The organism is Actinocrinis sp., assembly GCF_035946395.1.
Taxonomy (GTDB): domain Bacteria; phylum Actinomycetota; class Actinomycetes; order Streptomycetales; family Catenulisporaceae; genus Actinocrinis.
In genome coordinates this window covers 23,282-33,332 of the sequence record NZ_DASYZI010000148.1, presented here as the reverse complement: position 1 = coordinate 33,332, position 10,051 = coordinate 23,282, and the positions used below count along the sequence as shown (strand labels likewise).

General features: G+C 66.2%; 13 protein-coding genes. 5 read left to right on the top strand and 8 right to left on the bottom strand.

Annotated features, from left to right (window positions below; translation table 11 throughout):
• A partial coding sequence (locus VGS97_RS09775) for an IS110 family transposase (RefSeq protein WP_326853002.1) occupies positions 1–1,135 on the bottom strand: 1,135 nt, incomplete at its 3' end.
• 735 nt (positions 1,136–1,870) lie between these two features.
• Between VGS97_RS09775 and VGS97_RS09770 the strand changes: the two genes are divergently transcribed.
• The 3 genes from VGS97_RS09770 (at position 1,871) to cutA (ending at position 3,475) form a co-directional block, all read left to right on the top strand.
• The gene (locus VGS97_RS09770) at positions 1,871–2,245 is read left to right on the top strand and encodes a hypothetical protein (RefSeq protein WP_326853001.1); all 375 of its coding nucleotides are present in this window, start codon (positions 1,871–1,873) and stop codon (positions 2,243–2,245) included.
• Complete coding sequence (locus tag VGS97_RS09765) at positions 2,242–2,850, top strand: DUF2637 domain-containing protein (RefSeq protein WP_326853000.1); 609 nt, start codon at positions 2,242–2,244, stop codon at positions 2,848–2,850. Before VGS97_RS09770 ends, VGS97_RS09765 begins: the two co-directional genes overlap by 4 nt.
• A 304-nt stretch (positions 2,851–3,154) precedes the next feature.
• Positions 3,155–3,475: a divalent-cation tolerance protein CutA gene (gene cutA / locus VGS97_RS09760; protein WP_326852999.1), complete on the top strand. Its 321-nt coding sequence runs from the start codon at positions 3,155–3,157 to the stop codon at positions 3,473–3,475.
• Here the strand turns inward: cutA and VGS97_RS09755 are convergent.
• On the bottom strand, positions 3,472–4,719 hold the full coding sequence (locus VGS97_RS09755; RefSeq protein ID WP_326852998.1) for a hypothetical protein: 1,248 nt from the start codon (positions 4,717–4,719) through the stop codon (positions 3,472–3,474). The two genes, cutA and VGS97_RS09755, sit on opposite strands and share 4 nt — an antisense overlap.
• Positions 4,720–4,864: 145 nt before the next feature.
• Between VGS97_RS09755 and VGS97_RS09750 the strand changes: the two genes are divergently transcribed.
• Together VGS97_RS09750 and VGS97_RS09745 are read left to right on the top strand one after the other, a co-directional pair.
• Positions 4,865–5,134 (top strand): hypothetical protein, encoded by a 270-nt coding sequence (locus VGS97_RS09750; protein WP_326852997.1) that lies wholly within the window; start codon positions 4,865–4,867, stop codon positions 5,132–5,134.
• On the top strand, positions 5,131–5,313 hold the full coding sequence (locus VGS97_RS09745) for a hypothetical protein (protein WP_326852996.1): 183 nt from the start codon (positions 5,131–5,133) through the stop codon (positions 5,311–5,313). Before VGS97_RS09750 ends, VGS97_RS09745 begins: the two co-directional genes overlap by 4 nt.
• Positions 5,314–5,375: 62 nt before the next feature.
• Here the strand turns inward: VGS97_RS09745 and VGS97_RS09740 are convergent, their stop codons facing one another.
• The 6 genes from VGS97_RS09740 to VGS97_RS09715 form a co-directional block, all read right to left on the bottom strand.
• Entirely contained in the window at positions 5,376–5,915 is a 540-nt protein-coding gene (locus VGS97_RS09740) for a hypothetical protein (RefSeq protein WP_326852995.1), read from the bottom strand.
• 82 nt (positions 5,916–5,997) lie between these two features.
• On the bottom strand, positions 5,998–7,686 hold the full coding sequence (locus VGS97_RS09735) for a hypothetical protein (RefSeq protein ID WP_326852994.1): 1,689 nt from the start codon (positions 7,684–7,686) through the stop codon (positions 5,998–6,000).
• Positions 7,686–7,973, bottom strand: coding sequence for a hypothetical protein (locus VGS97_RS09730; RefSeq protein ID WP_326852993.1), 288 nt, complete (start codon positions 7,971–7,973; stop codon positions 7,686–7,688). Before VGS97_RS09730 ends, VGS97_RS09735 begins: the two co-directional genes overlap by 1 nt.
• Before the next feature lie 125 nt (positions 7,974–8,098).
• Positions 8,099–9,037 (bottom strand): hypothetical protein, encoded by a 939-nt coding sequence (locus VGS97_RS09725; RefSeq protein WP_326852992.1) that lies wholly within the window; start codon positions 9,035–9,037, stop codon positions 8,099–8,101.
• On the bottom strand, positions 9,034–9,582 hold the full coding sequence (locus VGS97_RS09720; RefSeq protein WP_326852991.1) for a hypothetical protein: 549 nt from the start codon (positions 9,580–9,582) through the stop codon (positions 9,034–9,036). The genes VGS97_RS09725 and VGS97_RS09720 overlap by 4 nt, the downstream gene beginning before the upstream one ends.
• Positions 9,579–9,962 carry a hypothetical protein gene (locus tag VGS97_RS09715; RefSeq protein WP_326852990.1) on the bottom strand — a complete coding sequence of 128 codons (384 nt, stop codon included), beginning with the start codon at positions 9,960–9,962 and terminating at the stop codon, positions 9,579–9,581. Before VGS97_RS09715 ends, VGS97_RS09720 begins: the two co-directional genes overlap by 4 nt.
• Positions 9,963–10,051 lie beyond the last annotated feature (89 nt).

Genomic DNA, 10,051 nt, shown 5'->3' with positions numbered 1-10,051 from the left:
AGTACTGGCCGCCGAGTTCGGCGTATGGCTGGTCGCGGGTGAACATGTGCCAGACCGAGACCAGGATGGTGTGTTCCAGGGCGACCAGGGCGCGTTTCTTGCCGCGCCGGGCGATCAGGCGTTTGTAGCGGGCCGCGAGATAGGTGTTTTTGGTGCGGGAGGCCGAGACGGCGGCCTGGCCGAGGGCGGCCTTGAGCCAGGGGTCGCCGTGGCGGGTGCCGGTCGGCCCGGTGCGGGTGCCGGACTGGTTGTTGCCGGGGCAGACTCCCGCCCAGGAGGCCAGGTCGGCCGCGGTGGGGAAGCGGTTGGGATCGGCGCCGATCTCGGCGAGGATCACCTCGGCCGCGCGGCGCTCGACGCCGGGGATGGTGATCAGCAGGTCGATCCGGGGGCGAAAGGGCGCCAGCGCGGTGTCGATGCGCGCGTCGAGCCGGTGCTCCATCGCGGTGCAGGCGTCGATGCGGTCGAGCATGGCCCGGGCCAGGAAGGCGTGGTGGTCGGCGAACCGGCCGTTGAGCGCCTCGACGAAGGTGTCGGTCTTGCGCCGCATCGATCCTCTGGCCAATCCTGCCAGCACGCTCGGGTCGCGCTCGCCGTGGATGAGCGAGTCGAGCATCGCCCGGCCGGACACGCCGAGGATGTTGGAGACCGTCGCGGACAGCTTGATCCCGGCGTCCTCCAGCAGCTTCTCCAACCGCTGGGCCTCGCGGGTGCGCTCGCGGATGACCTCGGTGCGGTATCGGGTCAGATCGCGCAGCTGCCGGATCGGTTCGGGGGGAACGAAGCTGGGGCGCACCAGGCCGTGTTCGACGAGCTTGGCGATCCACTCGGAGTCCTGCACGTCGGTCTTGCGGCCGGGCACGCCCTTCATGTGCCGGGCGTTGAGCAGTTGCGCCTCCAGGTCGTGCTCCAGCAGATAGAACACCGGCTTCCAGTACACGCCGGTGGCCTCCATGCCGACCACGGTGATGTTCTCGGCCAGCAGCCAGTCCCGCATCGCCAGCAGGTCACGGGTCATGGAGCTGAAGGTGCGGGTCTCGCTGCGGCGCCGGGCGCCGGCCGGCACCCGGATAGTGACCTTCACATCGCCCTTGCTGATGTCGATCCCCGCGCATCTGGGGTGAATGACGTCCATCGGCCCGCTCTCCCTTCACGTCGCGGCCAGGGGCGTGGGACCGCCCGGCGGGGGTCCGGCAGGCGCAAGAGTCTGATTCGCGTGCTCAAGGCAACACATCCGGGTGCCTGTCGATGGACCCCCAGCGTCCTACTGACCCACGGGCTCGGAACGCACCAAGGCGACACGACGTCCGCCGGACGGCCACCACACCGATTTTCACGCCAACAGGGTGTCGCCGACAAGCGACCGCACTACTGACCCGCACAAGAACACTAACAACCAAACCTCAGCGGCAGCCTGCCCGGAAACCGGCCGCCAGCACCGAGATCACGTCCAAAGACACAAAAATCGGCGGAAAAACTCACCGAGTCTCTCCGCCGATTCTTTGCGTCACTTCCGGGCCCGACTTACGTCGGTGCACCTGGGTGCGCGAGGGGGGAGTTGAACTCCTAAGACTTCGGTCCGAAGGAGACGGAAGACTCCCGAGGAACCCCCTCCGACCAGGGCGTTAGCTGACAGCGGTAACGACCAAGACCGCTCGGAACCGCCCTAAACCGAGGGTCCGAAGTAGCGCGCGGAGTAGCGCGAACCCGCCCCGCGACACTGCGAAGTTCCAGGTCAGGTCCACCCGATACTCCGGTCCGGACAAAGGACCGACCCGTGACCAATCCCACGCCCATCCCCTCCCGCCGGAGACGCTGTATTCTCCGCGTCCTGACCATCGCCCCCTCGACCCTTTACTTCCTTGTTCTCATGCTCGTCTTCTCGACGCCCCAACCCGTCCCCATCGCCACGCCGACGCCGACGCCGAGCCCGATGCTGACCGTGCTGCACCTGACCGGGACCGGCGACCTGACCTCGCCGACCTTCACCACCGGCCCGGACTGGACTGTGAGCTACACCCTGGACTGCCCGACCGGCGGCACGCTCCGGGTCGTCGAGATCGGCGGACAGCTCGGCGGCATCGCCATCGCCGACAACGCCCCCAGCACGACAGACATCCACGACGCCCCCGGCACGCACCAACTCCGGATCGAGTCGGGCTGCGCCTGGACGCTCACCGTTACGAACGGCGACACCATGCCCCACGCCGGACCGGTCACCCCGACCAAATGGGGAATCGCGTGAGCAACCGCCGAGACCCCCTCGTCACCTTCGGACTCGCAGTCATCGCGCTGGCTGCTGCCGTCTCCAGCTTCTCCGCGCTCTACGGGGTCGCGATGTCCGCCGGGTGGACCCGCGACATGGCCCCGATGTTCCCGATCACCATCGACGCCACCGCGATGGTCTCAACGCGGATCTGGCTTGCGGGGAACACCGCGACCGACGCGGCACGCCGCTATGCGCGAACCGTCGCGGTCGGCTCCGTGATCGTGTCCTTGTTGGGGAACGCCGCGTACCACTTGACGGAAGCGGGCGTGATCCATCCCGGTGTTGTTCTCGTGATCGCGGCCGGAGCGGTCCCACCGATCGCACTCGCCGTTGTCGCGCACCTTGCTGTCCTGCGGGGAGCGGAACCCGTCGAGGAGTCCGCTTTCGAGGTACCCGAGCAGGTGGCGGAGATGATCGCTAAGACTCCGGAGATACCCGCCCCAACTCCTACCCCAATCGCCCCCGCGCGGGTACCTCAGAAGCCGGTAAACGCCCCTCCGGAGCCGGTCCGGGTACCCGTACCCCGGCCACGTCAGCCCGTTACTCAACCCCGACAGACAGCCGTACCCCGAGACGGGTGACCTCGATCCGCTTCTCGACGCCGCGAAAGCCGTCAACGCCGCGTCGATCGAAACGACCGGACGACCCGCAGGGGTAACCCGACTCCGAAAGTCACTGCGGATAGGACAACTCCGCGCGCAGACACTCCGCGACCTCCTCCGAGAATCACCCGAACCCGTCGAGCACGCGAACGGACACGACTTGGTCGGAGCCGAAGCGTAGGACCGGAATCAGGCACATGCGTCCCCGATCCACCCGGGCCGGGGACGCTCCCATGTCCAGGCGGCTAGCGCACCAGTTCCACCCGCTGCGAAACTTCACCCCATGACCGACTTCGTGACCGTCACCACGACCACTGATTCGACCGAGGAAGCGCAGCGGCTCTCGACCTCCGCCGTAGAGGCGCGGCTTGCTGCCTGCGGGCAGGTCTCCTCACCGATCACATCCACCTACTGGTGGCAAGGCAAAGTCGAAACCGCCACGGAGTTCCTGATCGAGTTCAAAACCCGGGCGTCCCTCGCGGACCGGCTCACGGAGCACCTGAAGACGAACCACAGCTATGACACGCCGGAGGTCGTGGTCACCCCGATCACGGGTGGTAACTCCGCTTACCTGGAGTGGATAGCGGCGGAAACCCCAAGCTAGAAGACGGAGTCAATCCGGTCAGCAAGGTCCACCGCCTGCGCCGCACCCGACGCCCGCAGCGTCGGCGCGAGCGCGGTCAACCGTTCCCGGCCGAGCACCGCCTCCCCGGAAAGCGTCGCCTCCAACGACTTCTCCGCCAAACCGCACGCCGCGTCGAAGTCACCCCGCGTCGCGTGCCCACCCGCAACGTCCGCGAGAATGACCGCTTTGATTTTCCGCTCGTTCTCCCCGAGCGACCCCATCACCGCGTCAGCAGCGGATTCCACCTCGGGGTGACCGAGACGGGAGTACGTGGTGACGGCCATGGAACCCAATCGGGCGTTGTTGAAGAACTTCACCCACGGCCGACCGGTGTCCGGCTGCACGTAATCGAACGAAGTCATCGCCCGCTCTAGCGACACCAACGCGGACGGGTCACCGAGAGTCGCGGCTTCCTCCGCTGCCCGCGCGGAGATCCACGACCGCGCCGCCGCATGCTGTGGGCTCCGGACCTGTTCCCCTGCCGCCGACAGGAGACGGTACGCCTCCTTCGGGTCGCCCTGAGCACTCGTCAGATAGGAGAGGTACGCCAGGACGCACGCGAGCAGCGGCCCATCGTTCGCGGTCTTCGCCGCCTCGATAGCCGTTCCCCAGTACCCTCGTGCACCCGCGAGGTCACCGAGGTCGTACCGGAGCCATCCCGCGAGCGCCGCCGCCTCGCCAGCCATCACAGAAAGCTGTGTGCGGTACCGATCGCTTGCGCCCGCGAGGAGAAGCGACAGAAGATCAACATGCCCGCCGACGTGTTCGGCGAGAAGCCGCGCGGGGACCTCCTCCTCTTGGGTGAAGTGCTCCGCCGTCGTCTTCTCCAGGAACTCCAACCCTGCGGCGTCGAGACGGGTCGGGAACTGAAGCGCACGCCGCAACCGGTCGAAGGGTTCCGACAGAGCCGCACCGCTCGCGACGATCGCCCCAGCGGCGAGGAGCGCACGGCGATCGAGCGGCATTACGTCGTCCTTCGTGAATCCAAGTTCTTCGAAGCGCCGTCCCGTCGCCTCCTCCAGCGCCCTCCTGTAGACGGGCCTGCATGACCGGTGCTCCCCGGACTCCCATCTCTGGACGAGCCGTTTGGAGGCGTCGTTCGGCTCTCCCAGCTTACGACCAGCGTCGCGAATCGCAGCGGCGAACTCGTCCTGCGACATGAGCAACCCGAGCCGGACCTCTCGGAGAGTCAGGTTCGGTACACGGGCCGAGTCGGGAGACATACAGACGACGGTACGGCGTCGCGAATATCAGGGCTAGAGGAACGACGCCGGAACGACGCCTTGACGCCGCCGCGACGTCGCCCGACCAGCGGGTTCGCTAGACGGGGCGACGTACAGGCGTCGCGACGACCGGAAGGCCAGCGGCATGATCCTCGACGAGAAACCCGTCCGCGCGACCCAGGATTCATCCGTCCCCGTCCGGCTCGAAGCCTGGGGGGAGAACCCGCAAGACGTCGAACACGCCGTCGCAGAAGCCGGAATCGGGTGGAGCCGCCGTACGTGGGACTTCGTCGTAATCGAGCGGCACACCGGCTATCCGTGCCCGATCGACCCCGATGATCCAGATGCCATTGCTGCCGTCAAGCGGGATGGTTGGGCGTACGCGGCCTATCCGTACCGGGCAGTCGGCCGATGAACCTCGGCGATGCTTTCGAGCAGTTCCAGGCCATCATGGAGCAATTGGGCGCCGAGGTCGGCAGGGAAACCCTGGCCGTGTGGCTGGACCGTACGCTAGCCAACCGGGAGCCCTTACCCCCCAGCGCCCTGCATGCCCTCTCAGAGTGGGCCGAGAAGAGGCTCGCCGAACAGCAGTAACCCGGACTCCCGCGCCTGAAGACCTGCGCCCGCCGTGCCCCACGCTCGGCGGGCGTTTCGCGTCAGGCGAGCAGAGTCACACCGGTTGGTGGCCACATGGCCGGGTTCGGCCACGTGGCTTCGTAGTCGTACCCCAGCACACTGGACACCTGCGGACCCGACGCGTCCTGCACCGTCGCAGCCGACACGTACAGCAGCGCCGTATTCGGTGGTGTGCCGCCTTCAATACACACCATGTCGGCGTACACGGCGTTCGTCACGTTGTTCGTCGCGGTCGTCTGGAACTGCGTCCACGTGGCCGCCGGGATCGAGGTCGCGCTGCCGGAGGTCGTGGAGATGTAGTTCTTGTTCACGTCGAACCAGTTCACGCTGATCGCGACATTCGAATACCCGGTCGGGCTGTAATACCACGCCGTGAACACATACTTGTCACCCGGACGGACCGACACCAGCTCCGACTCCGCGTAAGACAGAGAAGCGGAACCGGACGGCGTCAACAAGCCGGAGAACGGCAGAGCCCCGTGTGTCTGCGCGTTCGACTGGACGAACGTCCCACCAGTCGGATGCCACGGAGCCACGCCCTGCTTGAACGCGTAGTTCATGTTCAACGGCGGACCCGGCTGAGACGTCGCCTCCAACAAACCCAACAGAGGCTGATTCGGCGTCGTACCCCACGCCAGAGTGCTAATCCGCGCCCCGCTGTCCTCCCACAGGTGCTGAACCTTGCCCAGCGCCGTCTGGTCGTAGATCTGGATCGGCACCGCGTGCCCTGTGGTCCCCGCCGTCCACGTCGAGGAACCTCTCCGCCCGGGTCAACAAGGTCGGGTTGCCGGTGAAGACGAAAGAGTCGTCGTGGGTGCGCAGGTAGTTATTCGCGTCGCCGCCTGGCTGGCTCAACGTCAGGAAATAGGTCGAACCGTTGCTCAAACCGCTCGCGGGGAGCGGGATCGAGATCCGAGGGCTGAGACTGAGCGAAAGCGTCGAGTACTGACTGGGAGTAGAGACGGCCAGGCCATAAAACTGCCAGGTCCCCGGACTGCCCGCTGCGAGCGCGGCGAAGGCGAACGTGTTGATGCTGGGTGCTGGCGCGGCCTGCCAGCTGGTGTCTGGCCCGTTCGGGGACACTCCCAAGGCGGTGATCGCGCTCGTGTCGGGAAGCGCGACACCGAAGGTACCGGTCGGGAGTAGCTGCTGGTTGCTGCTATTCGAGTGTCCGCCGGGCAACGCGGGACCCACCTGCCAGGGTCCAAGGGAGCCGTTCGCGTTGATCGGGGCGTAGTAGACGGGGGTCAGCCCAGAGCCGCCGGTCGAGCCACCTGCTACGAACAGGAACCCGTCGATAGCTGCGGCATACGTCAAGATCAAGGCGGAGGGCAGCGGCGTAGTCGTGTTCCACGAGGTGATCTGCCCGTTCAGCATCTGCGCATAGGCGACGCTCGACACAGGGGTACCAGCCCCGGAACCGGTCGCACCGCCAATCACGTATACGAACCCGTTATAGGCAGCCATCGACTGACCGAACACCGCAGTAGGCAGCGCAGCCTGCGAACTCCACGACGAGATCACGCCAGTCGCGGAGTTGAACTGCGCCGTGTAGACAGTGTTGATCGCGGCTCCGCCGTTGGTTGCCGTGCCGCCGGTCACCACGAGCGTGGCGTTGCCGTTCGCGTCCACGGAGACCACGGAAGCCCCCTGGCTCATCGCCGTGGGCATAGACGGCTGCGGGATCGCCTGGGAGAGGTTCCCTAGCGCGTCGAACTGGATCGTAAAGACGCTGGAGAGAAACGTGAACCCGGTGGTGTAGCCACCGCACTGGACGAAGTAGTCCCCGAAGGTCGTGGTCACCGGGAACGACGCCGGGCCACCGCCTCCGCTGACGGTGGGCAACGTCCAGCTCACGTAGCTGGCGGGAGTCGCGTGCAACGAATTGAACTGGCCCAACGCGAGCGGGTTGTTCGTGTACTGCAACGTCGGCCGGGACGACGACGGACCTGGGACGACGGACACCGCAGCAAGCTGCGAGATCCACTCCTTGGGGATGCGGGTCTGCGTGATCACGCTGCCCGGAACGCCGGAGTTGTTGTTGCAGAGGGAGACGATCAAGTCCGCGCCCTGACCCACCGGCAACAGGGGAACGACAACCCGGCCGATCGTCGAACCGGACATCACGAAGGGCTGCGCGACGTCCTGCGTGCTCAACTGGTACTGCCAGGCTGCACCGCCGGAGCCGTTCGGCGTCAGGATGCTGCTGCCCTGGTAAACGGCCGTGATGCCGTGCGTCCCGAGAAGCTGATTAAGCTGCGCGCTCGCGTTCGCAGCTCCGGTATCACCGAGAAGACCGGAACGCGCCGCAGACCACGTCGGAGTAGCCATCAGACCCCGTCCCCGGCCGTCACCATCATCGTCAGCGCGACATCCTCAACAACGCGGCGATCAGTCACAACGCCCTCTTTGGGGGCAAGAGATACCGCGAGATCCACCAGCTCAGCGAAGGTCGCGTTCGGCCGAATCAAACGCGCTGTCGCAAGCAGGACACGCCAACCCTCGCGTTCCGGCTCAGATTCGACCGGACTCGCGTCGAGGATGCGCTCGATCGGTGCAGGCCCGTCACCGTCGTAATGCAGCACTGTGACGCGCGTCGGCAACATGTGTTCGTTCATCAAACTTCTCTCATGGTCTTGAGTGGTGCGCCTCCGCCGATGAGAAGACGGAGGCGCACCGCGCGGGGACGAGTCCGCGCACCCGCCGCCGGGAGTATGTGGACGAGGAGCGGCGGGAAGCCTGTTCAGCGGTTCGGCACCAACCGAGAAGCAACCGCAGGAGACCCCGGCGGGGAGACGATCTGCCCGACCGGAGCTTTCGACCCACGCGCCGGGAGGATCTGGGCCGCCTGCCGGAGTTCCTTCTCCCGCTCCATCTGGCTGCGTGCCTCGTTGCGGTACACAACATCCAAACCGAGGCGCCGGGCGAGCGTGTCCACGAGCAGACCCGCAATCGCGGTTTCGTCCTCGGTCAACCGCTCCCCGGCGATGAGGCGACGGATTCCGTCGTACGTCATCGTCCACGGCGAACGGGGAATCCGACCCGGGTCACGGACAGCGGCGGACGCGGCATCCTGCGCCTTCTCGACTGCGGCCGTGCGGGCACGAGCCTCCGCGAGAGCCTTCTCCGCGTGTGCGCGAACTGCCTGCGCACCCTCACACGCGGCCCGCTCCCGGGCGTACACGTCAGCAGCAGCACGAGCACGCGCCAAAGCCTCGGTCTGCACCGCAGCCGTCGCGCCGTAGTCCTTCGACCACCGCTCCCGTTCAACCGCCTGATCCCGGTTCTGCTCAGCGTCACGGACTCGGTCCGTCGCGGCTTTCTCGGCTTCTGCCGCAGCGGTGAGAGCGGCTGCGAGACGATCCTCATCGCTCCACGCCTGCTCGGCCTCCGCGTTCACCCGGTCCAGTACGGCACGCAACTGCGCGACATACTCCAGACGATCCGCCTCATCGAGCTTCTGAGCCGCCGCCCGCACATCAACATCCGCCTGCAACCGCAACCACCACGGACGACCAGCCCCGTGCTGCATGAACTCAACGACAGCCTCCCGGCGGGCGGGAACCACTGCGTCAGCGTTCGCTTTGACCCGAGACGCCTCGGCATCCTGCCGTACGACGGCTGCGGCCATCTCGGCGAGCGCGGACTCCACGTCCACGGGGACCTTCGTCTTACTGGTCACGAAGTGCCCCCAGAGCTGTTCGGCGCGGTGCGGAACGGCGGCTGCATCGGGGTAGGCAAGGCCCCGAACGTGTCCGGCCGGCCGCCCAGGTCAATGTGTGCAAGCTGAACCGCGCCGGGATGCATGCAGCGTTCTGGATGGTCGCCGACCGTCTGATCGTGAAGAGTCGTCAACGGTTCCGGCAGTGGAGCTGTGGGGTCTCCGACCTGCATGAGCTCCACGCCGCCCACGGTGACCTTGTGGGCCTCAGAGCCCGGCCACAAAGATGCCGGACGAGGAGTTGCAGGGAAATTCCCCGGGGAATCGGCAGCGTGACCGTCCACGAGAACCGGATGCTTCCGGTCAGCCGTGAACTGTCCGGTTTCCGGGTGACGCCCTTTCAACGCCTCACGCTCCCGACGCTGCTCCTCGTCGTACTCCTGCGCACCCTCAGCCATCGCGTGAAGAGGCGCACGACCGGGCTTCTCGGGCTCCTGGTCCTTCTTACGGCGCTTCTCAATCTCAGCCTGCTGAGCGCGTGCGAGATCGGTCATCAAGAACATCACGACAGTCCACCCCCGACTGTCGTCTCCATGATCCGCCGCCAAGCAGCTTCCCGCTGACCCGGGTCGGGATCATGACGCGCGACGTCGTAGAGGTAAGCCATACCACCAGGAATAGCGCCGATCTCCGACTTCGCCTTGTAAGCCGTCTGCCACGACGCTTCCCGCTGACCAGGGTCATTCGGATTAAGCACACCGTTCGCCGCGTCAGCCTGAAGCCGCAGCACGTCCACAGACCATTCAAGCGCATCGCCGTAAGCCCGCTGAGCTTCAAGAACCCGGGACATCTCCACCACCCGCGCGGTCAAAGACGCAGTCGCCTGCGCTGCCGCCGCCTTCACAAGCTCAGGCGAAACCCCCTTCGCCTTCTTCCTTGCCTTCACAGACCTCCACACGCTTTCGGAAAGGCAGCCCTACTGCCTTATGCATAAACATGCTATCATACACATGTCAATGCATGCTATATCTGGAG